Raw genomic sequence first — 24,460 nt, 5'->3', positions numbered from 1 at the left:
GTCAGGGGCGGCCGGCCAGTTCGTCGGTCTCGGCGACCGCGGCGCTGAACCCGGCGAGCAGCGCGCCGTGCTGCATGGTCAGCACCAGCTGGTCGGCGCCGTGCGCGAGCGCGAACGCCTTCTCCGCCGCGGACCAGGCCGGCAGCACCCACGGCTTGCCGGCGGCCCGGGCGGCGTCCGCGATGGCGGCGAGGTCGGCGAAGTCCGCCTCGCTGCGGGTGTACGCGCCGCGGGAGCGGCGCATCGACAGGTCGCTGGGGCCGACGAACACCCCGTCGACCACCGGCAGTTCGAGGATCTTCTCGATTTCCTCGATGGCCCCCGCGTCCTCGATCATGGGGTAGACCCGGGTCTCGCGGTCCTGGCGGGCGATCCAGTCGTCGTCGAACCCGCCGTAGCCCGCGGTCCTGCCGCCCGCGAAGCTGCGGTCGCCCAGCGGGGGGAACTTGCCGTACGAGCAGACCTCGGCGGCGTGCGCCGCGCTCTCCACGTGCGGCACGACCACGGCCGTGGCGCCGAAGTCCAGCGCCTGCTGGATCGGGCCGCGTTCGGGGCCGAGGACCTTGGCGAGCACGTCGAGGTCGAGCCGGCGCAGGAACGGGATGAAGCGCTCCAGGTCGGCGAGGTCGAAGGCGCCGTGCTCGATGTCGAGCACCACGGCGCCGTACCCGGCGGCGGCCACGATCTCGGCGGTGGCGAAACCCGGGTCGGACAGCCAGGCGGCGTAGGCGCGCCGGCGGTCGGTCGTGCGCGGGGGCATGAGCCTCCTCGTGAGTAGGTATACACTGCGTATACACATGGAGCTACAGAGGGCGGGGAGCGTGTCAGTCGACGAGGGCGGCCGTGCGGTGACGGCTCGGGCGCGGGCGTACGAGTGGGTCAGGGAGGCCGTCCTGCTGGGGCGGTACCCGGAGGGCTCGTTCCTGGAGGAGAAGGTCCTTTCCGAGGCGGCGGGGGTGTCGCGGACGCCGGTGCGCGAGGCGCTGCACCGGCTGGCCGCCGAGGGGTACCTCGACCTGCTGCCGCGGCGCGGCGCGCAGGTCCGCCGCGTCACCGTGGCCGAGATGATCGAGACGTACGAGATGCGCCAGGTCCTGGAGATACACGGCTTCCGCACCCTGTGCGAGAAGCGGCTGGAGATCCCCGCCCGGCAGGCCGAACTGCTGGAGCGGATGGGGGACGCGGACCTGCTGGCGCGCTGCCGCACCGGCGACCGCGAGGCGATCGCCGAGCACGGCAAGCTCGACTTCCAGTTCCACTTCGGCTTCGTCCAGGCCACCGGCAACACCGTGCTCACCGACCTGTTCCGCAGCCTCCGGCCGCGCCACCAGCGCATCGGGGTCTCGGCCATAACGATCCGCCCCGAGCGGCTGCCGCTCATCATGCGCGAGCACACCGCGCTGCTCGACTCCCTCGGCGGGTACGAGTTCGAGACCGCGGTCCGTACGATCCGCGCCCACCTGAACCCCGACCAGACGGTGGTCGCGAACCTCAGGTGACCGGCGGGAGCGGTGCGCGGCGCTCACGCCGCCGCCATCTCGCGCCACAGCCGCCGCCGCTCCGCCTGCTCGACCGGGTCCGGCACGGGCGCGGCGGCGACGAGCCGCTTCGTGTACTCCGTACGCGGGTTGGCCAGCACCTCGCGCGCCGGGCCGTGCTCCACGAGCCGGCCGTTCTGCAGCACCGCGACCTCGTGCGCGAGGAGTTCGACGACGCCGAGGTCGTGGCTGATGAACAGGCACGCGAAGCCGAGCCGGTCCTGCAGCTCGCGGAACAGCCGCAGCACGGTGGCCTGGACGGAGACGTCCAGCGCCGAGGTCGGCTCGTCGGCGATCAGCAGCTCCGGCTCCAGCGCCAGGGCGCGGGCGATGCCGACGCGCTGGCGCTGGCCGCCGGACAGCTCGTGCGGGAACCGGCCCGCCCACTGCGCCGGCAGCTCCACCTGCTCCAGCAGCTCCGCCACCCGGGCGTGGGCTGCGGCGCGGCCGGCGGTCCGGTTGACGAGCAGCGGCGCGGCGATCGAGTCGCCGATCGACCAGCGGGGGTTGAGCGAGGCACCGGGGTCCTGGAAGACCATCGAGTACGTCGGCCGGAAGGCCCGCAGCCGGCGGCCGGACAGGCCGGTGACGTCGGTGCCGCAGACCTCGACGGACCCGGCGGTCGCGCGGGCCAGCCCGACGACGGCCCGGCCGATGGTGGACTTCCCGGAGCCGGACTCGCCGACCAGGCCCAGGACTTCGCCCTTGCCGATCGTCAGGTCCACGCCGTGCACGGCCTTGAAGCCCTTGCGGCCCAGCCGCCCGGGGTACTCGACCTCCAGGCCCCGTACCCGCAGCGTCGTGTCCTTCGGAGCCTCGGGCTTCGGCTCCGCGACGGGCTCCGCTCCCGGAGGAGGCGGCTTGGGCACCGCGGCCAGCAGCCGGCGGGTGTACTCGTGCTCCGGCGCCGCGAACAGCCGCCCGACGGGCGCCTCCTCGACGACCTCGCCCTCCTTCATCACCACCACGCGGTCGGCGACGTCGGCGACCACGCCCATGTCGTGGGTGATGATCAGCACCGCGGAGCCGAGGTCCCGGCGCAGGCCGCGCAGCAGTTCCAGGATCTCGGCCTGCACGGTGACGTCGAGCGCGGTCGTCGGCTCGTCGGCGATGATGACCTCGGGGTTTCCGGAGATCGCCATGGCGATCATCGCGCGCTGCCGCTGGCCGCCCGAGAGCTGGTGCGGGTAGCTGTCCACGCGGCGTTCGGGCTCCGGGATGCCGACCTTCGTCAGCAGTTCGATCGCCCGGGTGCGGGCGCCGGCCGCCGAGACCTTCTCGTGGCAGCGGATCGCCTCGGCGATCTGCTTGCCGATCGTGTAGACGGGGTTGAGCGCCGTCATCGGCTCCTGGAAGATCATCGCGATGCGCTTGCCGCGGACGCCGCGAAGCGCCTCGTGGCCGAGGCCGAGCAGCTCGGTGTCGTGGAAGCGGATGCTGCCCCGGTGCCGGGCGCTGCCGGCGACCAGGCCCAGGACGGACATCGAGCTGACCGACTTGCCCGAACCGGACTCGCCCACCAGCGCGACGACTTCGCCGCGGCCGACGGTGAAGCTGACGTCCCGTACGGCGGGCGTCCACTCCCCGGCGACGCGGAAGTCGACCGACAGCCGCTCGACGCTCAGCACCGGCTCGGGCGCCGCCCCTTCCTTCTCCCGACCTGCGCCGGTCACTTCGGCACCGCCGCGGTTCCGGCGCCCGCCGCCGTACGGGTGTTGCGGTCGTACTCCGCCAGGTACGCGGCGCAGAAGCCGAGGACCCGCTCGATCCACACCTTGCCGGTCTCGGCGCTGCCCAGGCTCACGTCGCCGGTGCAGCCCGTGGCGCTGATCTCGGAGAAGTCCCAGAGCACCGTGCCGGGTACGGGCTGGCCGGGGATGGCCGCCTCGGTGTAGCTGGTCGGCGTCCAGCCCGCCGGCGAGGAGAGCCCGCCGGGCTCGGCCAGCTCGCTCTGCACCTGCTCGGGGAACATCGCCAGCATCGCCGAGTGCTCCGGCTCGGCGCCGTGCCCGTAGGCGGTGGCCGGGTCCTCGTACACGTCGCGCATGAGCGCGTAGCCGAGCTGCCAGGGGTAGAGGTGGCCGACGAGCACGCCGAAGTCGCGCCGGGCGTCGAGCGCGGCGCCGGTCACCGGGCCGACGTTGCCGCCGTTGTTGTCGACGATGACGATGCGCCGGAAGCCGGAGGCCACCAGCGCCTCGATGATCTCGTACGTGACGTTGCGCAGCGTCTCCTGGCTGAGGGAGAGGTTCCCGGCGAAGCCGCGGAACACGCCGGAGTGGCCGTAGTTGAGGGCGGGCGCGACCCAGTGGCCGTGCTCGCGGGCGAGCTTGTCGGCGACCCACTCGGCGACGATGGAGTCCTCGTGGACCGGCAGGTGGGGCCCGTGCTGCTCGATGGCGCCGATGGGCAGCAGGACGACCGGGTCCTGCTCCGCCAGGTGCTTGACCTGCGTCCAGGACAGCTCGCCGAGACGGTGGGTGTCGGGCAGGGAGACGGCCATGGGGTTCGGTTCCTTTCGCTGCTGTGCTGTTGGTGCGGTGGTGCTTGTGTTGCGTACGGGGGAGTTCACGAGTCGGTGCCGCTGCGGCGGGGGTCGAGGAGATCGCGCAAGCCGTCGCCGAAGACGTTCAGCGCCAGCACGATGAGGATGATCAGCACCGACGGGTAGACCAGCAGCGTGGGCTGGACCTCCAGGAAGTCGCGGCCCGCGCCGACCATCGTGCCGAGCGACGGCAGCGGCGGCTGGGCGCCGAGGCCGAGGAAGCTCAGCCCCGCCTCCATCTGGATGGCGAAGCTCACCGACAGGCTGAGCTGCACGATCACCGGTGCGGCGACGTTCGGCAGGATCGTGCGCAGCAGGATGGTGCTGCGCCCGGTGCCCATGATCTCGGCGGCCTCGACGTACTCCACGCTGCGGATCGCAAGCACCTGGCTGTAGACGATCCTGGTGAACCGCGGGATGTACAGCACGCCGATGACCATGACGACGTTGACCAGTTCGGGACCCATGGCGGCGACCACGGCGATGGCCAGCACGATGGGCGGGAAGCTGAGCAGGATGTCGATGCCGCGCATGATGATGCTCGACGCCCAGCGCCCGCCGTAGCCGGCGACCAGGCCCAGCGTCGTGCCGATGGCGCCGGCGATGAGGACCGCGGAGAGCGCGACGGCCAGGGACGTGCGCAGCCCGATGAGGAGCCGGGAGAGCACGTCCCGCCCGTAGTCGTCGATGCCCAGCACGCCGCCCTGGGTGAGCGGGGTGCCGGCGATGTCGCGGTAGTCGTGCGGTGCGATCAGCGGGGCGAACAGCGCGGCGGCGCCGACGAGCAGCAGGAAGCCGCCGGCGACGGACGTGCGCCGGTTGCTCGCCAGGCCGCGCAGCAGGTGCCGGCCGCCCCGGCGGGGCGGGGTGGCGGCGGTGGGCGGCGCGGGGGAGGTGGTGAGTTCGACGGTCGGCATGTCAGGCTTCCTCCGCCCGCGGGTCGAGGGCTCGTACGACCAGGTCGCCGACGAGGTTGACGAGGATGACGACGGCCGCGACGGCGAGGACGACGGCCTGGATGACCGGGTAGTCGCGCTGCCCGACCGCGCTCATCAGCAGCGAACTCACCCCGGGCCAGCCGAAGATCGTCTCCACCAGCACGGTGCTGCCGATCAGGGTGGTCAGCTCCACCGTCGTCGCCGACGCCACCGGCAGCAGCGCGGTGCGCAGTGCGTGGTCCTTGATCACCCGCTGCTCGGCGAGGCCCTTGGAGCGGGCGGTGCGCACGTAGTCCGCGGAGAGCGTCTCCAGCATCGCCGCGCGCGTCATGCGCGTGATGACCGCGCAGGAGGCGGCGGTGAGCGTCACCACCGGGAGGATGAGGATCTGCAGGTGGGCCACCGGATCCTGCCAGGGGGTGGTGAACCGCTGCGGCGGCAGGATCGGCACGAGGAACGCGAAGACCATCAGCAGCAGCGTGCCGACGACGAACACCGGCAGCGAGATGCCGAAGATCGAGCCGGCGACGAGCGCGTGGTCGGCGGGCTTGTCCGCGCGGGTGGCCGCGACCCGGCCGAGCAGCACGCCGAGCGTGACCGCGATGACCAGCGAGACGAGCACCAGCTCCAGGGAGTTGCCCAGCCGGTTCGGCAGGTCCTGCATCACGGGGCGGCTGCTCAGCAGCGAGGTGCCGAGGTCGCCCTGGAAGAGCCGGCCCCAGAAGCCGAAGTACTGGCTGACGAAGGAGTCGTTGAGGTGCATCGCCTCGCGGGTCTGCGCGACCTGCTCCTCGGTGGCGCCCTCGCCGAGCGCGGCACGCGCCGGGTCGCCGGGGATGAGGCGGACGAGGAGGAACACGATGCTGCCGACGGCGAAGAGCTGGAGCACCGCCTGCGCGAATCTGGTGAGGAGGAACCGTCTCATTATTTGTCCATCCATATGCGGCGCAGCGTCACGCCGGTCCACGAGCCCTTGGGCGGGTGCTCGTAGCCCTTGACGTAGTCGTAGTGCGCCTCGCCCTGCTGACGGCGTACGGTCCAGGTCATCGGCACGAGGTCCAGGGCCCGTTTTTCGACGTCCCGGTAGATCTCGTCGCGCAGCGCGCGGTCGCGGGTGCGGCGGCCCTCGGCGAGGAGCTGGTCGAGCCGCTCGTCCTTGAAGTCGGTGTTCGCGGTGAAGGTGCCGGTGCTGCCGAGGAAGTCGCTGAGGGAGGCGGCGTCGCCGAACTTCGGCGCCGTGCCCCAGGAGTGCACGGGGTACGACCTGGCCTCGACGCTCGCCCGGAACGTCAGCCACTCCTGCTGGGTCAGCCGCACGTCCACCCCGGCCTCCCGGATGCCGGGCAGCATGGCCTGGGCGGGGCGGGCGATGACGGAGTACGTGCTGGTGGTGACGACCGGCAGCGTCAGGTTCTCCTGGCCGGCCTTCTTGAGGAGGAAGCGGGCCTGCTCGGGGTCGTAGTCCATGGTGTTGTCGAGGGAGCCCGAGTAGCGGGCGAAGGCGGGCGGCATCAGTGCCCCGTCGATCGGCTGGCCGTGGCCGAGGAGCGCGGTCTCCAGCACGGACGGCCGGTTGATCGCCAGCGCGATGGCCTTGCGGACGCGGACGTCGTCGAACGGCGGCTTGCTGGTGACGAAGCCGACGAAGCCGAAGCCGAAGCTGCGGTCAGAGGCGAAGCGCAGCCGGGGGTTCTCGCTGATGACGTCGACGTGGGTGGCGGGGACGTAGTCGATCATGTCGACGGTGGCGGTGCGCAGGGCCGTGACGCGGGCGTAGTCGTCGCTCATGGGCTGGAAGACCATGGCGTTGACGTACGGCAGCTCGGGCTCGAAGTACTCGTCGAAGCGCTCGTAGGTGGTGCTCACCCCGGGGATGCGCTCCACGAACCGGAACGGGCCGGTGCCCATGACCTGCGTCTTGGGGTCGACGCCGGACTCGATCCAGCGCTGGGAGACGATGTTCGCGGTCGGGTTGGCGAGGACGAAGGGGATCGTGGAGTCCGCCTGCTTCAGGTGGAAGACGACCCTGGTGGCGTCGGCGGCCTCGACCTCCTCGACCAGGTCGAGGAGCGGGCCCGTGGTCGCCGCGGTCTTCTCGTCCATCATGCGGCGGAAGGAGAACGCGACGTCCTTCGTGGTCAGCCGTGAGCCGTCGTGGAAGCGGACCCCGGGGCGCAGCTTGACCTCGTACGTGGTGTCGTCGGCCCAGCCGAACTCGGCGGCGAGGTCGCCGATGATCTCGCCGTCGCCGTCGTACTGGAGCAGCGCGTTGTACGTGAGCTGCCGCAGCAGGTCCGACGCGGCGCCGGTGGTGACGTGCGGATCGAGGTTGGCCGGGTCCGTGGAGAGCCCGAAGTGCAGCACCCCGCCGCGATTCGGGCGGCCGGGCCGGGGCGTCACTTCCTCCATGGACGACGGCAGGTTGACCGGACTGCCGCATGCGGCGAGTGCCGCACTGCCCAGCGCGCCACCGCCGGCGGCGAGCAGGTGCCGCCTGCTGATTGGTGCCATTGATTTTCTCCACACATCGGGGCCAGGGGACGAGCCGTACCGGCGGTGGATCCACCGTGCATGTGGCAGGTATACACGGGGTCCACATGGGGGTCAACGGGTGTGCGGGGCTTGTTTACGCGACGGAACCCGTGGTCAGCGCGGCTGGGAGGGCGACAGACACGGGTGCGACGAAGGCGCGCGAGGGCTCAGGACAGCCGGGCGCGGGTCTCGGCGAACAGGTCCGGGTACGCACTTCCCCAGGTCGCGGCGGCGTGCGAGAGGGCGTCCAGAGCTGCCCTGAGCGGGTTCGGCTCGGCGGCGCCGAAGAGCGCGGGCAGCGCCATGGCCTGCTGCAGTACGTTGTCGCAGCTGCCGTCCGTGGAGTCCACGAGGGTGTGCGGGACGTCGGGGTCGGCGAAGAGCCGCTCGAAGGCGCGCGTCAGGTCGGCGAGAGGGCCCGCCAGGGCCTCCCCCCGGTCCACGGCGTCCAGCCCCGCGGCTATCCACCCGACACGGTCCAGACCGGCCGCGCTCAGCGCCCGGCGGGCGGCCCAGCCCGCGAGGTCCCGCTGCGCCGCCGGCCCCGCGGCGTCGACCACGTCGATCAGGTCGCGGTCCAGCCGCACCAGCATCATCACGTTGCCCCCGGCGGCGAGCACCCGCTCGCTCGGTATCCGCCCGCCCCACCGCCGCCGCTCCGCCCGCTCACGGGCCTCCGCGCGCTCGCGCTCCTTCGCCTCCTGCCTGCGACGCTCGGCCTCGGCCAGCTCCTCGGCGGTGGGAGGCGGGGGGAGGCCGCGGGCGACGCCGTGCCAGTAGGCCGCCTGCCGGGAGGTCTCGCGGACGATCAGCTCCGGGGCGGGCGGGGCGGGCCAGAACTGCAGCAGATAGTGGTCGACGGGCGGGCCACCGTCGAGCACGGCCGACTCCGCGTCCCACTCGACGTCCATGCCGCGCGCGCAGTACCGCACCCGGTGGTCGGTCTCCGGCAGCTCCGCGGCGCACAGCTCCCCGTCGCCCCACGGAACCACCGACGTCCGCGACGAGGTGGGCCGGAAGGAGACCTCGACGACCTCCTCCCAGCATTCGGCGACGGGCGGCGCATCCTCGTGCACCTCGACGGTCAGCCCGACCCGGCCGGTGTGCAGCCCGGTGGTGCAGAACAGGAACCCCGGCACGGCAGCCCCGCACAGCCCGTTCCGCTGGCCGGCGCGTGAGTCCCACGGCTCCTCGCCGAACTCCCGCCGGCTGTCCACGTAGAACTGCATGTAGCTGACGTGCAGTTCGCCGCTGTACACCGTACGCATGCGGCCAAGTCTGCCCGCCACCACTGACATCTGAAGCCCGCCCGGGGGCAGGTTCGCCGGGGTGCGTAGCTGCGGCCGCCGGCTGCCGTTGGCGTCAGGCGAGGAGGTCCGCCGGTGGGGCGGTGGGCATGCCGATGCGGAAGACGCGTGTCTCGCCGCCGAAGCCGTCGTCGCCCGTCGTCACGTTGGCGGCCAGCCAGCGGCCGTCCGGCGACCACGCCAGCGGCCCGCCGTACCGCCCGCCGCGGCGGCGCGTGACGATCCGGTGGTCGGCGACCCGCCAGACGCACAGCTCGAACTCGGCGGGCTCGTAGTACCGGCCGTTCTTGACCGTCGCCGCCACGTACGCGCCGTCCGGGCTCACCGCCAGACCGCCCACCCGCTCCCCGATGCCGGTGATGGTGTCCACGACGCGCGGACCCGACGTGTCCAGGACGTGGATGTCCGGGCCCATGCCCGCCGCGAACAGCCGGGACTCGTCCAGGGTGAACGCCGCCGCCTCGACGACGAGTTCCACGTCGTCCGCGCCGGCGGGCACGACCTCCTCGGCGCTGCCGGAGTCGCCGGTGAACGCGTCGAACCAGTCGCCCTCGCCGTACTCCACCCGGTAGCGCCCCGTGCGGGACCTGAGCTTGCCCTCCTGACGGGGTACGTCGACGGAGCCGCGGGCGGCCACGTCGTACGCCCACTGACCCTCCCCGGCGAACTCCGTCAGCGCCACCACGTGCTCCCCGGGCACCCAGACGAGCTGCGGGAAGATCCCCGCCTCCACGTCCTCGGCGCGGGCGTGCTCGGTCCAGTCGCCGGTGCGGTAGACCACAAGACCGTCCTCGTCGCTGGCGACCGCCAGAAAGCGGCCGTCGTCGGAGAACGCGAGCCCGCCCGGCGTGCCGGCCTCCTCCGCCAGCCCCTCGAACGGCGTGAGCGTGACGGGATTGCGCAGGTCGGGGACGTGCGGCGCCTCGTCGGAGCGTACGTCGTCGGCGGCCATGCGGTACGACGCGGTGCCCCAGGCGTCCCCGACGCTCAGCTGCTCCAGCCAGCGCGGGTCGGTCACGCGCACGTCGTACTCGGCCTGGACGAGCAGGTCCTCGTCCTGCCAGCCGCCCATCCGCTCGTAGTAGAAGTCGTGGAGCCGCTCGAAGTCCTCGTCCCATGGCGGGTGGTTGGCGGTCGAGGTCCGCTCGGCCCGCTCGACGAACCACCGGCTGTGGAGGTTCACCCAGTCCTCGTCGAGGATCTGGTCCACGGTGACCGCTTCCCCTATCGGGTGCTCCCACCGGCCCTGCTGCCACAGCACGTGGAGGAAGAAGCCGGGCTCGTCGGGCAGCGGCGGGTGCCCCTTGGCCTCCGTGTCGTAGTAGACGACGAAGACCTTTAACGTCACCTGGCGGCGCTCGGGTTCGAGCGCGAGGACGCGTATGCCGTAGAGATCGGTGGACAACGGCGGAACCTCACTGTCGGAAAAGAGGGATTGCGGGAGACCTCGGCGCAGCGCCCGGCGCGCTCACCGCGCTCAGCGCTGCGCGGAGCGGTCAGCGCGCCAGCCGCATGTCGATCCATTCGGCGGTCTCGCCCGGGAGCACGTAGCGCTCGGTCTCGACATAGCCGTGCTCGTGCGCGAACCGCAGCCCGCTGTCGTTCGACGCCAGCACCACGGTCGCGATCCGCTCCGCACCCAGCTCCCAGGCCTTGAACAGCCCTCGCGCGTGCAACTCCGTGCCGATGCCCCGGCGGCGGTGCTCGGCCAGGACGCGGGCGATGACGGTGGCGGTGCGCGTGTCGTCGTCGTCCTCGGGCGGGCGCACGGTGCTGCAACCGACGAGGATGCCGCCCAGGTGGGCGACCTCCAGGTGGTGGCGCCGCGCGCGTTCGCGTACGTCGTCCAGGGACAACTCGTGTGCGGGGATGGTCACGTTGTGGACGTGGCGCCAGTCCTTGAGCGCGTCGTCCTCGACCGGCTGCGTGAAGCGGAGATCGGACACCCCGGCAGCCAACCCCGCGGGGGGTAGGCGCGTCAACTGCCGGGTCCGCTGCGGGGTCAGTGGCCGCCGACGGGCTCGACGCAGCCGCCTTCGAGGTACGCGCCGTGCACCTCGATGCCGCCGTCGGGGCCGGTGCTGCCGCTGATGCACGGGCCGGCCCCGGCCACGAAAATGTTCCACGCGACGGCGTCCGGTCCGGCCTGCCGCGCGCCGACGGTGTCGCGGGCGTAGCCGAGGCCCTCGATGAGGCGCAGGGTGCGCCGCTCGTCCCTGAGGTCGGCGGGCGCCGCGTCCTTGAGTGCGGCCCCGATCAGCGCGGCGTGGGCCTCGCCGCGGCACTGCTCGGCCGGGGACATGTCGGTGGTCTGCTTGTAGGCGTGGTTCTCGGCATATTTCGGGTTCTCGGGCTGCGGACCGCTGCCGTCGGCCGGGCTCCCGCTCGCCGCGGCGGTGGGCTCCGACGGTACGGCGCGGCACTTCTCGGCGATCGCGGGCCAGGCGCTGTCGTGCTCCTCGCGGGCGGCCGCCTCGTACTCCTCGGCGGTGGAGGGGGACGCGCTGCCGGCGGCCTCGGCCGCGCCCGCGCCGGGCCCCGGGCCCGGATCGCCCTTCGAACCGCTCTCCGTGCCGCACCCCGCCACGAGCACGGCACCCAGACACACGGCAACCACGGCACTCCTGCCCCGCCCCACCCCGGACCTCCCCGTTTCCGCGCGCTTGCGCCCGTACCCGAGCTTGCTCCCGCCCTGGGGGGATTCTCCCCCCGCCCCGGGGATCCCGCTGTAGCGGGCGTCACTTTCAGGAGCCGGGAGGCAGGACCGCGGCTCCGGCGGCGGGCAGGTCGACGGTGACGGTGCGGTCGGGGGTGCGGACCCGGGCGCGGACCGCGGTGTCGGTGAGGTTGAAGACCGCGAGGTAGCCGTCCGCGAGCGCGGCGGTCACGCCGGGGGTGTCGGTGGTCGGGGGCGGGGCGGCGGCGAGGGCGCGGGTGCGGGGGGCGCGCTGGGCGGGGTAGGCGACGGCCGTCAGCGGCGCGGGCGGGCCGGGGGCGAGGGTGACGGACGTGGCCGTCACGCGGATCGGGGCGCCTCCGCCGCGTACGACGAAGCCGGCCCGGTCGTCGACGTTCAGCCAGTTCCCCGCGAAGGCGTGCCCCGCGGGCACCGCCGCCGCGTCGCGCCACTCGGTGCCGTCGGCGGACACCTGCACGCGGTACTCCGCGCCGTACGCGGCCTCCCACCCCAGCCGTACGCGGTCCACCCGGTGCTCCGCGCCGAGGTCCACGGCCAGCCAGCTGTCGGCCCGCGGGCGCTCCGCGCGGGAGACGGCCCAGCGGGTGGCGGGGTCGCCGTCGGTGGCGTGTTGCGGCGGGTACGCGGGGTCGGCGGAGGAGGCGGTGACGGGGCGCCCGCGGGCGAGGTCGGCGCCGGGATCGGAGCCGGGGTCGGTGCCTGTCGCGTACGCCTCGACGTGCCAGAGGGAGTAGCCGTACTGCGTCGCGGGCCGGACGCCGAGGATCCGTATGTGCCGCGCCGCGACGGCCGGGAAGCGCACCTCGTCCACCCCGCCGTCGCCGCCGTCCGGCGCCAGGGTGACGGAGCCGCCCGGGCCGTGGAACGTACGGTCGCCGTCGAGGCCGCGTACGCCGGGCATGGCCAGCGTGTGCAGCCGCAGCCGCCCCTCGTCGGCGCCGAGGCCGGACGTGGCGTACACGACCGCGCCGGTGGGCAGCGTCGCGTAGCCGGCGGCACCCGCCTCGAAGCGCAGCACCGTCGCCGAGCCGTCGAAGCCGTCGCCGGCGCGCGTGTAGCGGGCGACGCGGCGGCCGGTGACCGCGAGCGCCGTGCCCGGCAGGAACGCGGGGGCCGCACCCGTGACGTCGAAGAGCCAGTCGTCGTGCTCGGGCAGGAACGCGAACTTCACGTGCCCCGCCTTGCTCACCGCCATCGCCAGCGCGCGCGCCGACTGGTGGGCGACGAGGCCGACTTCGGCGCCGTAGTCCGTGGTCCCGGCCACGCCCGCCCAGTAGCGGGCCTCGCTGACGGGCCGTACGTCGCCGTGCAGCCGGTCGCGCCAGACGTGCAGCAGGTAGGCGGTCGCCACCTCCGCGCGCGCCTCCGGCTCGTACTTCGGCTCCCCGCTGAACTTCGTCAGCCGGTTCTCCGGCGGGTACGCGAGATACGGCTCCAGATGGGCGGCGAGCAGCACCTCGGAGCGGGCGGTGTACGGGTCCGCCTGGCCCATGCGGCGCCAGGTCAGGGGGAGCACGTCGCGGCCGTAGAGGTGGTAGCGGTCGTTGACCATGGGGTGCGCGGACAGCCCGGCGGCGGTGCCGAGGTGCGTCATCGTGTGCCAGAGCCCGTCCGCGTTGGGCTGCTTCGCGAGCACCTCGGGCAGCGGGGCGCCGGCGATGAGGAAGTGGAGGGCGTTGCGCCCGGGGTACGCGCCGGTGGACTGCTGGTACATGGGCGCATAGGTGCCGTGGTTCTCGACGACGTGGTCCTCGTACATGTTCTGCGCGGTGTTCCACTCGGACACCGGACGGCCGTCGATCAGGGTGCCGTTCTCGCGGTCGGCGGAGGGCAGGCCGGTCATGTTCGACAGCCACCGGGTCAGCCACTCCCGCCAGGCGCCGGCGTCCGGATGGTCCGGGTGGTACGCCAGCCCGGTGGCCAGCGGCATCGACTTGGCGCCCATCTCCTCGATCTTCGAGTCGCCGCGGTGGCCGCCGGCGAGCCCGTTGGACGACCACCCGCCGCTGCGCGGATCCTCGCCGGCGCCGAGGCCGGCGACGTACTGCGCGCCGCGGACGGCGATGGCGTCGACGTGCGCGCGGGTGGCCGCGTCCAGCTCGTCCCACAGCAGCCGGGCGGCGGCGGTGAAGTACGACTCGAACGTCCCGTCCCAGAACACCCGCCCGCCCCACTCGTACCCGCCGCCGCCCCAGCTCGCGCCGGTGGCCCAGAAGTTGGTGGCGGCGAAGTGCCGGATGGTCCGTACGGTGTGGTCGGCGAGGGTGTCGCGGTCGACGCCCGCGAGATCGGCGTCGTACGTGCCGTGGGTGAGCAGCACCGCGTTGCCCAGGACGCTGACGAAGCGGAAGTCGGCGAGGGGGTAGCGCCCCGCGTCGGCGTCCCACTGCGTCTCGACCCAGCGGGTGTGCCGCAGGAGGAGCCGGTGGTAGAGCAGAGCCTCGGGCCCGGCCCCGGCTGCGGCGGCACCGACCCATGGCGTACCGAGGGCCAGCCCGGCGGCGGTGGCCCCGCTTGCGAGGAGAAACCGCCTGCGGGGAAAGGGAGTCGGGGTCGCCATAGCGGGATGCCTCCCGTCGCCGCGGTCCGGGGCCCCGACTGTAACCCCTGCGAACCGCCGGGGAGTAGATCGCGACGGCCCGGCTCATCCCGCGCGGAGCCGGGCGGCGGCGGATGCCGCGAGGTCCTCCGCCATCCCGCAGAGATCCTCGGTCGGACGCTCGCCGTGGACGTCGAGGCGCACCATCTCGGCGGCGGTCACGGCATCCTGGCCCTTGTACCTGTGGTGCTCGACAAGCGCGCTACAGGTGTCGCCTGCGTCGTTCGGTTTGACGACCGTGCGATACCCGCTGAGTGTGAGGACCGTGCCTTCCTGAGCGGAGCCGGGCTGGTCCCGGAAGAAGCTCACCCCTGCGTCGAGCTCGTCAATGGTGCTCGACCACTCGCAGCCCCAGTTCGCGATTGCGGCGTCCGGCACGTCGGCCCTGAGGCCGGGAACGGCGGACAGCGCGGTGGCGTCGAGGAGTTTGCAGGCGTTCCCCCAGACCAGCGAGGTTTGCGGGTAGGCCGGTGTACGACGGGGGATCGGACCGGCGTCGAGGACCTCGGCCGCGCTCACAGCGGCTCTTTCGGCGACCGTGCACAGGGTGGCGTTGCCGCCGTTGACCGAGCCTTCGCCCATGTTGACGCGGACCTGGACCACCGTTTCCCCGGTGCTGCCGCCGGTGGTCAGCAGCCGGCTGCACTCGTCGTTCTCGGGCTCGTCCTCGACGATGTTGATCCTCCCGATCGTGCGGAAGGGTTCGGCCCCCTGGGGCGGCGAGCTCTGCAGGAGGCGGATCGACACATCGATCCGGGTCTTGTCGTCGACGCCCACCAGCACGTCGCAGCGGTCGAAGTTCCCGTAGTCCACATCCTTGCGGACGTCCTCGTCTGCGAACTGTTCGAGAACGGAGGTGTCGGCGAGGGCACACACGTCCGCGGTGTGCGGGCTGCCGATCAGGGCCTGCGCCCCCGGTTGTCCGCTCCGGCGGTCCTCGGACGCGGGCCTTCCGTCCCCGCCGTCCCCACCATCGCCGCCGATTACGAAGACGAGCGCCAGAGCCATCGCGGCACCGACACCGAGCGCGGCCGCGAGCAGTGGCCGGCGACGGCGCTTGGTGAGGGTGTCGGCGGCGGCAGCGTCCCCGAGTGCCGTAGCCGTGTCCTTCGAGGCTCGGGGGCCGGCTGCGGCGACGTCCTCCAGCAGTCGCTTGGCCTCCGCGGCGTCGGGGCGCTGCCGGGGGTTGTGCCGGAGCATGGAGGCGAGCGCGGGGTACAGCGGTCCCACGGCGTCGGCGTCCAACTCGACGAAGCCCTGCTCGGCCTGTAAGTGCCTCAGGCTCCGGGTGTTCTCCCAGGATTCCGCTTCCTCCTGGTGGCCGTCGCCCTCCCTCTCCTCCGGCTCGCTGCCACGCGGCGGCGCACCGGTGACCAGGGCGCAGAGGGTGGCCGCCAGGCAGAACACGTCCGATACCGGCCGGGGGACACTGCCCCGGGCCAGTTCAGGAGCTGCGTAGTCCGGTGTGTAGCTGAACGGGCCGTTGAACGTGATGGTCTCGCTGCCGCCGACCCGGTAGGCCGCTCCGAAGTCCAGCAACTTCGCGTCGCCGCGCCTCGTGAGGCCGATGTTCGCGGGCTTGATGTCGCAGTGGACGACGCCTTCCTCGTGCAGGGCGACCAGCGCGTCGGCGAGTTGGGCCCCGATGCGGGCCGCCTGTTCGGGGGAGACCGGTGGTAGCCGGTCCAGGCCGCCGCCGGGCACGTACTCCATGACCAACCAGTACGTGTCCGCGTCGCCCCCGCCGCCCCCGCCGCCCTCCGGCGCCACGGTGACGACGTCGTACAGGGTCACGACGTGAGGATGGTCGCGGAACTTGGCCATGGCCCGCGGCTCGCCCAACAGTCGGCGCACCGCCGTCTCGCCCTCGCCGTCCGTCCGCTCCGGCTTCAGCGCGACGTCCTGACCCACCACCGTGTCGTGGGCCCGCCACACATCACCGCCGCGCCCCGTGCCGATGACCTCCTTGAGGACGTAGCGGCCGGCGAATTCCTCTCCGGAACGCAAAATCAACCCCCGCTCGACCCTGTGGACACGACCGGCGCCACGCGCCGGACCGAACCTACTGTGTAAGGAGGACTGTGCGCAGAGTCACCAGAGCTTTCAACAGTCGCCCGCATCGGCAGCCGCACTCTGGCCGGAAGTGATCGGACGGCTGACCGGATGACACCTTCCGCCCGGGGCCGCCGTGGGTCCCGCCTGCACGACCGGTCACGCGGGTGATCAACACGTGTGGGCTGCTGGGCGGGGTGGAGCGGCTTGAGGAATCATCGTGGTGGTGAACGTGCACTCCATCCCGGTGCGGTCGCAGGCGGAGCAGTGCGAGTCGGTGGTCCGTATGCCGCCGCCCCGCCTGGCGCCGTACGTCGTCGGCTGCTCGGCGTTCCGCGCGGGCGGCGGCGCGGCCGTGCGCCACCGCCTGCTGCCGGTCAACGCCACGGTGCTGGTCATCGACGTCACGGGCGCCGACCGCCTCGTCACGGGGGCGCGCTCCGCGTACGGGATCCACACGACGCAGCGGTGGCGCGAGGGCGTCACCGTGGGCCTCACCCCGGCGGGTACGGCGGCGCTGCTGGGCGTGCCGGCGCGGGAGTTCGTGGGGGCGACGGTGGAGCTGGCGGACGTGCTGGGGCGGCGGCGGGAGGAGGAGCTGGCGGAGCGGTTGGCGGAGGCGGAGGACCGGCTGGGGGTGCTGACGGGGGCGTTGGAGACGTGGTTGAAGGCGGGCACCGGCAGCCCGGACACCCCGGCCGGCGCGGCCTGGACCCGGCTCCAGCGCCCGGGCCGCCGGATCCCCGTCCCCGCGCTGGCGGCCCGCCTCGGGGTCAGCCGCCGCTACCTGGAGCTGCGCTTCCAGCGCGAGATCGGCATGCCGCCGGGTCAGGTGGCCCGTATCGCCCGCCTCCAGCACGCCGTCGGCCGGCTGGCCGCCCCCTCGTACGACCTCGCCGCCATCGCCGCCACCTGCGGCTACGCCGACCAGCCGCACTTCACCCGGGACGTACGGGAGCTGACGGGCCTGACGCCCACCGCGCTGTGCGCAAACCTTCAATACCGGGAGCCCGCGCCCGGATAGCGTCCGGCGCATGCTGCTGAACGGTAGGACGGCACTGGTGACGGGCGGTTCCCGGGGCATCGGCCGGGCGATCGTGACCCGGCTGGCGCGCGACGGGGCGCGGGTGGTCTTCACGTACAAGGAGAACGAGCAGGCGGCGCAGGAGGTCGTACGCGACGTCCCGGGCACCCGGGCGGTCCGCGCGGACCAGGAGCAACCGGACGCCCTGGCCCGCGCCTTCGCCCCGGTCGGCGAGGGTCTCGACATCCTGGTGAACAACGCCGCCGTCAACCCGCGGATGCCGCTGGCGGAGCTGACGGCGGCGGAGTTCGACCGGGTCATGACGGCGAACGCGAGGTTCGGCGCGCTGGCGATGCGCGAGGCGGCGGCCCTGATGCCGGACGGCGGCCGGATCGTCAACATCTCCACCCTCAACACCGTGGTCCCGGCCCCCGGTCACGCCCTGTACTGCGCGAGCAAGGCGGTGCTGGAGCAGTTCACCCAGGTCGCCGCCCGCGAACTGGGCCCCCGCGGCATCACGGTCAACACGGTCTCCCCCGGCGCCACGGAAACCGACCTCCTCCACGCCACGAACCCCCCGGAGGCCCTGACCCGGACGGCGGCCATGACCGCACTCCAACGCCTGGGCGACCCGGCGGACATCGCGTCGGTGGTCGCGTTCCTCACGGGCCCGGACGCCGCATGGATCACCGGCCAGAACCTCCGCGCCACCGGCGGCCTGCTGATCTGAGCGAACGCGGCGTGGCGTATCGGCGGCCACCTCGCCTTCGGCGAACGGCCGGTCGCCTTCGTTCTCACGCATTTGCGAGCTGGATCCCCTTACTGATTTGCATGTGCCTGACCATGCGTGACTTTCTCCTTGCAGGTGCGGCACTATTATCGACGCATGCATACGTATCGGATGGGAGACGCCGCCGCCCTGCTCGGTGTCAGCGCCGACACCGTCAGGCGCCTGGTCGACGCCGGCAAGCTGACCGCTGAGCGCGACGAGGCGGGGCGCAGGATCATCCCCGGGGCCGCGCTCGCGGCGTACGCGCGGGACGTGCGCTCGACCGAGCGCACGTCCACCGGGTCCTCCGCCCGCAACCGCTTCGCCGGGATCGTCACCGACGTGCACATGGGGGACGTCTCGGCGCAGGTGGAGATCCAGGCGGGGCCGTTCCGGGTGGTGTCCATGGTCAGCCGGGAGTCGGCCGAGGAGCTGGAGCTGGCGCCGGGGGTGCCGGCGGTGGCAGTGATCAAGTCGACCAACGTGGTCGTCGAGCGGCCGTAGACGTCAGGGAGTGGACCTGTGAGGACCCGTAGCAGCAACCGTCCCGTGCTTCTGGCGGCCGGCGTGGGCGCCGCCGCCCTGCTGGTGCTGAGCGCCTGCTCCGACTCCGACGACGGCTCCGGATCCGGCTCGGATGCGGGGAAGGACGGCGCCGGCTCCGCTTCCGGGGAGCTGTCCGGTGAGATCACCGTCTTCGCCGCCGCCTCGCTCACCGAGAGCTTCGAGGAACTCGGCGCGCAGTTCGAGCGGGACCACCCCGGTACGAAGGTGACGTTCAGCTTCGGCGGCAGCGACGCCCTGGCCGCGAGCATCACCGGCGGCGCCCCCGCCGACGTCTTCGCCTCCGCCAGCCCCACCACCATGGACCTCGTCACGGACGCGGGCGCCGCCGCCGGCACCCCCGAGACCTTCGTCCGCAACAGGCTGGAGATCGCCACCCTCCCCGGCAACCCGGACGGGGTCGCCTCGCTGAAGGACCTCACCGACCCCGGCCTGAAGGTCGTGCTCTGCGACGAGGCGGTGCCCTGCGGGTCCGCCGCGCAGAAGGCCCTGGACGCCGGCTCGCTGAAGCTCACCCCCGTGTCGTACGAGGAGGACGTCAAGTCCGCCCTCAACAAGGTGGTGCTGAAGGAGGCCGACGCGGCCGTCGTCTACAAGACCGACGTGCAGGCCGCGGGCGGCAAGGTCGAGGGCGTGGACTTCCCCGAGTCGGCCGACGCGATCAACGACTACCCGATCACGCTGCTCGAGGACGCGCCGAACACCGCCGCCGCCGAGGCGTTCGTCGAGCTGGTGCGGTCCGCCGAGGGGCAGAAGGTGCTGACCGGGGCCGGGTTCCTCAAGCCGTGACACGCCCTTCCGCCGCGGACGGGAGCGGGAGCGGCGGCCCGCGGGACGTCCTGGCCGGCGGCCCCGCCCCCGTCCGGCGCCCCAGGAACAGGACCCGCGTCCGCGGCGGTGCGCCGCTGCCCCTGCTCGTACCCGCGCTGCTCGGCCTCGCCTTCCTCGTCCTGCCGCTCCTCGCCCTCCTCCTCCGCGCCCCGTGGAGCAGCATGCCGGAGCTGCTGACCAGCGCCGAGGTGTGGCAGGCGCTGCGGCTCTCCCTCGTGTGCGCGACCGCGGCGACCGCGCTGAGCCTGGTCATCGGGGTGCCGCTGGCGTGGCTCCTGGCGCGGGTGGAGTTCCCCGGGCGCGGGCTCGTCCGGGCGCTGGTGACGCTGCCGTTGGTGCTGCCGCCGGTGGTCGGCGGCGTGGCGCTGCTGATGGCCCTGGGGCGCAACGGGGTCGTGGGGCGGTGGCTGGACGACTGGTTCGGGGTCACGCTGCCGTTCACGACCGCGGGGGTGGTGGTCGCCGAGGCGTTCGTGGCGATGCCGTTCCTCGTCATCGCGGTCGAGGGCACGCTACGGGCCGCGGACCCCCGCTACGAGGAGGCCGCCGCCACCCTCGGTGCCTCCCGCTTCACCGCCTTCCGCCGCGTCACCCTGCCGCTCGTCGCGCCGGGCATCGCGGCCGGGGCGGTGCTGGCGTGGGCGCGGGCGCTGGGCGAGTTCGGCGCCACGATCACGTTCGCGGGCAACTTCCCGGGGCGTACGCAGACGATGCCGCTGTCCGTCTACCTCGCGCTGCAGAGCGACCCGGAGGCGGCGATCGCGCTGAGCCTGGTGCTGCTCGCGGTGTCGGTGGCGGTGCTGGCGGGGCTGCGGGACCGCTGGATGACCTCGGCATGAGCGACGATGCGGGACGCGGAGGAGACGTGGCACGCGGCGGAGACCGGGTACGCGGGGGAGACCCGGTACGGGGCGCAGATCGGGTGCGCGCAGGAGATCCGGTACGGGGCGGAGATCCCGTGCGCGGAGGGGGCGCGGCCCACGGCGGAGTTCCGGTGCGGGGGAAGGATCCCGTGCGCGGCGGCGACGGGCTCGACGCCCGGCTCGTCGTCGAGCGCGGCGCCTTCCGGCTCGACGTGGCGCTCACCGCCCGCCCCGGCGACGTCGTCGCCCTCCTGGGCCCCAACGGCGCCGGCAAGACCACCGCCTTGCGTGCCCTCGCCGGGCTCGTCCCGCTCACCGACGGGCATCTGCGCCTCGACGCCGCGGAGTTGGACCGTACGCCCCCGGAGGACCGTCCGGTCGGCGTCGTCTTCCAGGACTACCTGCTCTTCCCGCACCTCAGCGCGCTGGACAACGTCGCCTTCGGCCCTCGCTGCCACGGCGCCTCCAAGACCGAGGCCCGCGCCGAGGCCGCCGGCTGGCTGGCGCGGATGGACCTCGCGGAGTACGCGGCCGCCAAGCCCCGCCGGCTCTCCGGCGGCCAGGCCCAGCGCGTCGCCCTCGCCCGCGCCCTGGCCACCCGCCCCCGGCTGCTGCTCCTCGACGAACCGCTGGCCGCCCTCGACGCCCGTACCCGCCTCGACGTCCGCGCCCAGCTCCGCCGCCACCTCGCGGACTTCGAGGCCGTCGCGGTGCTCGTCACCCACGACCCGCTGGACGCGATGGTGCTGGCCGACCGGCTCGTGGTCATCGAGGACGGCCGCGTCGTGCAGGAGGGCGTGCCCACGGACATCGCCCGCCACCCGCGTACCGACTACATCGCCCACCTCGTGGGCCTCAACCTCTACCGGGGGCGGGCCCGCGGGCACACCGTCGACCTCGACGGCGGACCGGCGATCACCACCGCCGACGACCTCACCGGGCCGGTCTTCGTCGCCTTCCCGCCCAGCGCCGTGACCCTGCACCGGGACCGGCCCACCGGCTCCAGCGCCCGCAACCTCTGGCGCTGCGCGGTCGCCGGCCTCGAAACGCACGCGGACCGGATCCGCGCGGAACTCAGCGGCGAACTCCCCCTGGCCGCCGACCTGACCACCACCTCCGCCGCCGAGCTCGACCTGCACCCGGGCGCCACGGTCTGGGCGGCCGTCAAGGCGACCCAGACCCGCGCGTACCCGGCCTGAACCCGGCGGCGCGGCCGGAACACGGCTCGCCTACTCGTCCGCGTCCGCCGCCTTCTTCCGGTTCGGCTTCGGCGCCTGCGGCGAACTCGCCGCCTCCGCCTCCGCCTTGGCCTCGCTCACCGCCGCGTCCGCCACCTTCGCCGCCGCCACGGCCGCCGCGACCGCGTCGAGCGCCGGCTTCGGCGCCGCCTCCAGCTCCGGGGTCGCGCCCTTGCCCGCCTCCGGGTCCTGCGCCCCGGCCGGCGAAGCCGTCGAAGCGGTCGCCGCCGTCGCCGCCTCGTTCGCCTGCGCGGCCTGCGGCAGGCCCGGCGCCGACTTGTCGCCGAAGGCGGTGGTGACGGTGCGTACCGCCTCGGTCAGCTCGCCCGGGATCACCCAGAACGTGTTGTTGTCGCTCTTCGCCAGGTGCGGCAGCGTCTCCAGGTACTTGTACGCCAGGATCTTCGGGTCGGCGTTGTTGCGGTGGACGGCCTGGAAGACGCGCTCCACGGCCTGCGCCTCGCCGTCCGCCCGCAGGATCATGGCCTGCTGCGCGCCCTGCGCCTCCAGGATGTCCTTCTGCTTCGTGCCCTCGGCGGTCAGGATCTTCGCCTGCCGCTCGCCCTCGGCGTGCAGGATCGCCGCGCGCTTGTCGCGCTCGGCGCGCATCTGCTTCTCCATCGCCTCCTTGATGCTGTGCGGCGGGTCGATGGCCTTGATCTCGACGCGGTTGACGCGGATGCCCCACTTGCCGGTGGCGTCGTCGAGGACGGAGCGCAGCCGGGCGTTGATCTCCTCGCGGGAGGTGAGGGTCTCCTCCAGATCCATGCCGCCGATGACGTTGCGCAGGGTGGTGACGGTGAGCTGGTCGATGGCCTGGAGGTAGTCGGAGACCTCGTACGCGGCCTTCCGCGGATCGGTGATCTGGTAGTAGAGCACCGTGTCGATGTTGACGACGAGGTTGTCCTCGGTGATCACCGGCCGGGGGTCGGACGAGTACACCTGCTCGCGGACGTCCAGCTTGGTGTTGACGCGGTCCGCCACCGGCAGGACGAAGTTCAGGCCGGGCTGGAGCGTACGGCGGTAGCGGCCGAAGCGCTCGATGTTGTAGCGGCGCGCCTGCGGGACGACCCGCACGCTGCTCGACACGAGAAAGACGACGACCAGCGCCGCCAGGAGAATCGGAATGACGACCGGGTCCACACTTCCTCCGTTGGCTGTGCGTGCTGCGGTTCGGCGATGCTGCGGTTCGGCGGTTCTGCGACGGTTCTGCGGTGGAGCGGTTCAGCGCTGTTCGGTGCGGTTCAGGGGAGGAGCTCGCGGGGGTAGACGACGGCGGTCGCGCCTTCGATCTCCATGACCTCCACCAGCGCCCCCACCGGGATCACCGCGGTCTCGTCGAGGGCGCGGGCGGACCACTCCTCGCCGGAGAGCTTGATCAGCCCGCGGGTCGCGGTGACCTCCTGCACGACCTCCGCCCGCGCGCCGAGCAGCGCGTCGCTGCCGTCGCGGGTCAGCGGGGTCTGCCGCATGTGCTTCAGCGCCACGGGCCGTACGACGACGAGCCCCGCGGCCGCCGCCGCCCCGAGTGCCGCGAACTGCCCCAGCGCGCCGACGCCCACCCCGGCCACCACGGCGGCGACCATCGCGGCGCCGGCCAGCAGGCCGAAGACCAGTGTCATCGTGAAGAATTCGGCGGCGCCGAGCGCCGCGGCGGCGAGCAGCCAGACGATCCACGGCATCGCGTCAGCCTCCCTCGGGGGACTGCTTCCAACCTACCTCCCCGAAATGCGGGGCAGAACAGGCGAGTTCAGGCGGGTTGGGCGCCGCGGGTCACGTCTCGGTCACGCCCCGGCGCGTACGCCGTCGGGCAGCAGCCGGGGCACGAGGCGTACGTACACCACCATGCCGACGACCTCGACCAGGGTCTGGGCGACGACCACCACCGCGGCGGCGGCGAGCCGGTCGGGCAGCGCGAGGGCCAGGGGGAGGACGACGAGGGAGTTGCGGGTCGCGCCGGTGAAGACGATCGCGCGGCTCGCCGGGACGTCGAGCCGGAACAGCCGGGCGACGCCGAGGCCGGCGAAGGCCATCGCGGCGAGGAAGAGGACGTAGAACGGCACCACGCGGGCCACGTCGCCGACGCTGTCGTCGACCTTCGGGACCTGGGAGGCGACGACGGTCGCGAGCGTCGCGGCCATCAGCGGCACCATCGCGGTGCCCGCGGCGTCGGCGGTCCTCCGCCCGGCGGGGCGGCGGGCGGCCCACGCCTGGGTGAGCCAGGCAAGGGTGAGGGGGAGGGCGATGAGCACGGCGAACGCCTCGACGAAGGGCCCGGCCTCGACGATGTCGGCGAGGTCGGAGCCCATGAAGAGGTACAGGTAGCCGGGGAGCAGGACCATCTGCGCGAGGAGCAGGAGCGGGGTGGCGGCCAGGAGTTGGCGGCTGCTGCCGCCGGCGAGGCCGCTGAAGACGATCACGTAGTCGATGCAGGGGGTGAGGAGGACGAGCAGGACGCCCATGCGGACGGCCTGTTCACCGGGGAGGAACGCGAACATCGCCGCGACGACCAGCGGGACGACGGCGAAGTTGACGACCAGCGCGGCGGCGAGGAACCGCCCGGCGCGCAGGGACCGGAGCAGCTGCGCGGCGGGCACCTGGAGGAACGTCACGTAGAGCAGCGTGGCGAGGACGGGGTTGATGGCGTGCTCCAGCCCGGGCCCTGCCCCGGGCGCGGCCCACCCGAGGAGCCCGCCGGCGGCGAGGGCGCCGAGGTAGACGGCGACCTGGTGCCGCTCCATGGCGGCGACGAAACCGGGCGGCTGCGGCACGCGGTGCTCCTGCGGACGGTACGGAACGGGCCGGTCGACCGGCACCTTTTTCTCCCCCCGACCGTAGACGCCGACCAGCTCACGCCGGGGGTGCGGGCAGCCCTCGGAGCAGCGGAGGCGGGCAGGGCTCCTGCCGCGGGCCCCCGTAGCGGGCCGATGCGACCGGTGTCGCTCGTCCGACCGCCGACGGG

General features: G+C 73.2%; 22 protein-coding genes. 7 read left to right on the top strand and 15 right to left on the bottom strand.

The features are described 5' to 3' along the window. Window position 1: 1 nt before the first annotated feature. Entirely contained in the window at window positions 2–760 is a 759-nt protein-coding gene (locus LG396_RS31770; RefSeq protein ID WP_225797400.1) for an HpcH/HpaI aldolase family protein, read from the bottom strand. A 61-nt stretch (window positions 761–821) separates the two neighbouring features. Here LG396_RS31770 and LG396_RS31765 point away from each other — a divergent pair, with 61 nt between their 5' ends. Continuing rightward, window positions 822–1,499: a GntR family transcriptional regulator gene (locus LG396_RS31765; RefSeq protein WP_037746238.1), complete on the top strand. Its 678-nt coding sequence runs from the start codon at window positions 822–824 to the stop codon at window positions 1,497–1,499. 23 nt (window positions 1,500–1,522) lie between these two features. On the opposite strand, the gene LG396_RS31760 is transcribed toward LG396_RS31765, so the two are convergent. The 11 genes from LG396_RS31760 to LG396_RS31710 all read right to left on the bottom strand — a co-directional run bounded on the left by LG396_RS31760 (window position 1,523) and on the right by LG396_RS31710 (window position 16,164). Continuing rightward, window positions 1,523–3,211 carry an ABC transporter ATP-binding protein gene (locus LG396_RS31760; RefSeq protein ID WP_225797399.1) on the bottom strand — a complete coding sequence of 563 codons (1,689 nt, stop codon included), beginning with the start codon at window positions 3,209–3,211 and terminating at the stop codon, window positions 1,523–1,525. After that, on the bottom strand, window positions 3,208–4,041 hold the full coding sequence (locus tag LG396_RS31755; RefSeq protein ID WP_018838500.1) for a creatininase family protein: 834 nt from the start codon (window positions 4,039–4,041) through the stop codon (window positions 3,208–3,210). The genes LG396_RS31760 and LG396_RS31755 overlap by 4 nt, the downstream gene beginning before the upstream one ends. Before the next feature lie 65 nt (window positions 4,042–4,106). Continuing rightward, window positions 4,107–5,000, bottom strand: a complete 894-nt coding sequence (locus tag LG396_RS31750) for an ABC transporter permease (protein WP_018838499.1) — start codon at window positions 4,998–5,000, stop codon at window positions 4,107–4,109. A gap of 1 nt (window position 5,001) precedes the next feature. After that, the gene (locus LG396_RS31745) at window positions 5,002–5,946 is read right to left on the bottom strand and encodes an ABC transporter permease (RefSeq protein WP_225797398.1); all 945 of its coding nucleotides are present in this window, start codon (window positions 5,944–5,946) and stop codon (window positions 5,002–5,004) included. Beyond that, on the bottom strand, window positions 5,946–7,532 hold the full coding sequence (locus LG396_RS31740) for an ABC transporter substrate-binding protein (RefSeq protein WP_225797397.1): 1,587 nt from the start codon (window positions 7,530–7,532) through the stop codon (window positions 5,946–5,948). Before LG396_RS31740 ends, LG396_RS31745 begins: the two co-directional genes overlap by 1 nt. A 188-nt stretch (window positions 7,533–7,720) precedes the next feature. Further along, window positions 7,721–8,821, bottom strand: coding sequence for a hypothetical protein (locus LG396_RS31735; RefSeq protein WP_225797396.1), 1,101 nt, complete (start codon window positions 8,819–8,821; stop codon window positions 7,721–7,723). A 94-nt stretch (window positions 8,822–8,915) separates the two neighbouring features. Further along, a complete protein-coding gene (locus tag LG396_RS31730; protein ID WP_225797395.1) occupies window positions 8,916–10,265 on the bottom strand; it encodes a WD40 repeat domain-containing protein in 1,350 nt (449 codons plus the stop codon). A 91-nt stretch (window positions 10,266–10,356) separates the two neighbouring features. Next, window positions 10,357–10,806, bottom strand: coding sequence for a GNAT family N-acetyltransferase (locus LG396_RS31725; RefSeq protein WP_225797394.1), 450 nt, complete (start codon window positions 10,804–10,806; stop codon window positions 10,357–10,359). Window positions 10,807–10,862: 56 nt separating this feature from the next. Next, window positions 10,863–11,477, bottom strand: a complete 615-nt coding sequence (locus LG396_RS31720; RefSeq protein ID WP_225797393.1) for a hypothetical protein — start codon at window positions 11,475–11,477, stop codon at window positions 10,863–10,865. 127 nt (window positions 11,478–11,604) lie between these two features. After that, the gene (locus LG396_RS39495; RefSeq protein WP_263979823.1) at window positions 11,605–14,118 is read right to left on the bottom strand and encodes a discoidin domain-containing protein; all 2,514 of its coding nucleotides are present in this window, start codon (window positions 14,116–14,118) and stop codon (window positions 11,605–11,607) included. Between the two features lie 84 nt (window positions 14,119–14,202). After that, window positions 14,203–16,164: a serine/threonine-protein kinase gene (locus tag LG396_RS31710; RefSeq protein ID WP_225797392.1), complete on the bottom strand. Its 1,962-nt coding sequence runs from the start codon at window positions 16,162–16,164 to the stop codon at window positions 14,203–14,205. A gap of 265 nt (window positions 16,165–16,429) precedes the next feature. Here LG396_RS31710 and LG396_RS31705 point away from each other — a divergent pair, with 265 nt between their 5' ends. The 6 genes from LG396_RS31705 to LG396_RS31680 all read left to right on the top strand — a co-directional run bounded on the left by LG396_RS31705 (window position 16,430) and on the right by LG396_RS31680 (window position 21,459). Continuing rightward, window positions 16,430–17,233 (top strand): helix-turn-helix transcriptional regulator, encoded by an 804-nt coding sequence (locus LG396_RS31705; RefSeq protein WP_225797391.1) that lies wholly within the window; start codon window positions 16,430–16,432, stop codon window positions 17,231–17,233. Window positions 17,234–17,243: 10 nt separating this feature from the next. Next, window positions 17,244–17,963, top strand: a complete 720-nt coding sequence (locus tag LG396_RS31700) for an SDR family oxidoreductase (RefSeq protein ID WP_100300389.1) — start codon at window positions 17,244–17,246, stop codon at window positions 17,961–17,963. 156 nt (window positions 17,964–18,119) lie between these two features. Continuing rightward, window positions 18,120–18,506, top strand: coding sequence for a TOBE domain-containing protein (locus LG396_RS31695; protein WP_186543098.1), 387 nt, complete (start codon window positions 18,120–18,122; stop codon window positions 18,504–18,506). Window positions 18,507–18,551: 45 nt separating this feature from the next. Beyond that, window positions 18,552–19,355 carry a molybdate ABC transporter substrate-binding protein gene (modA, locus tag LG396_RS31690; RefSeq protein WP_225797466.1) on the top strand — a complete coding sequence of 268 codons (804 nt, stop codon included), beginning with the start codon at window positions 18,552–18,554 and terminating at the stop codon, window positions 19,353–19,355. Next, window positions 19,352–20,236, top strand: a complete 885-nt coding sequence (locus LG396_RS31685; RefSeq protein WP_372483597.1) for an ABC transporter permease — start codon at window positions 19,352–19,354, stop codon at window positions 20,234–20,236. Before modA ends, LG396_RS31685 begins: the two co-directional genes overlap by 4 nt. Window positions 20,237–20,409: 173 nt before the next feature. Then, window positions 20,410–21,459: an ABC transporter ATP-binding protein gene (locus LG396_RS31680; protein WP_225797465.1), complete on the top strand. Its 1,050-nt coding sequence runs from the start codon at window positions 20,410–20,412 to the stop codon at window positions 21,457–21,459. 30 nt (window positions 21,460–21,489) lie between these two features. On the opposite strand, the gene LG396_RS31675 is transcribed toward LG396_RS31680, so the two are convergent. From LG396_RS31675 to LG396_RS31665, 3 genes are all read right to left on the bottom strand, one after another. Continuing rightward, window positions 21,490–22,641 carry an SPFH domain-containing protein gene (locus LG396_RS31675; protein WP_225797390.1) on the bottom strand — a complete coding sequence of 384 codons (1,152 nt, stop codon included), beginning with the start codon at window positions 22,639–22,641 and terminating at the stop codon, window positions 21,490–21,492. 101 nt (window positions 22,642–22,742) lie between these two features. After that, complete coding sequence (locus LG396_RS31670; protein WP_018838484.1) at window positions 22,743–23,180, bottom strand: NfeD family protein; 438 nt, start codon at window positions 23,178–23,180, stop codon at window positions 22,743–22,745. Between the two features lie 102 nt (window positions 23,181–23,282). After that, a complete protein-coding gene (locus LG396_RS31665) occupies window positions 23,283–24,239 on the bottom strand; it encodes an arsenic resistance protein (RefSeq protein WP_225797464.1) in 957 nt (318 codons plus the stop codon). Window positions 24,240–24,460 lie beyond the last annotated feature (221 nt).

The sequence above is a fragment of the Streptomyces aculeolatus genome, from assembly GCF_020400605.1.
Classification (GTDB): Bacteria; Actinomycetota; Actinomycetes; order Streptomycetales; family Streptomycetaceae; genus Streptomyces; species Streptomyces aculeolatus.
The sequence above is the reverse complement of the archived record's forward strand: the minus strand, read 5'-3'. Positions and strand labels throughout refer to the sequence as shown.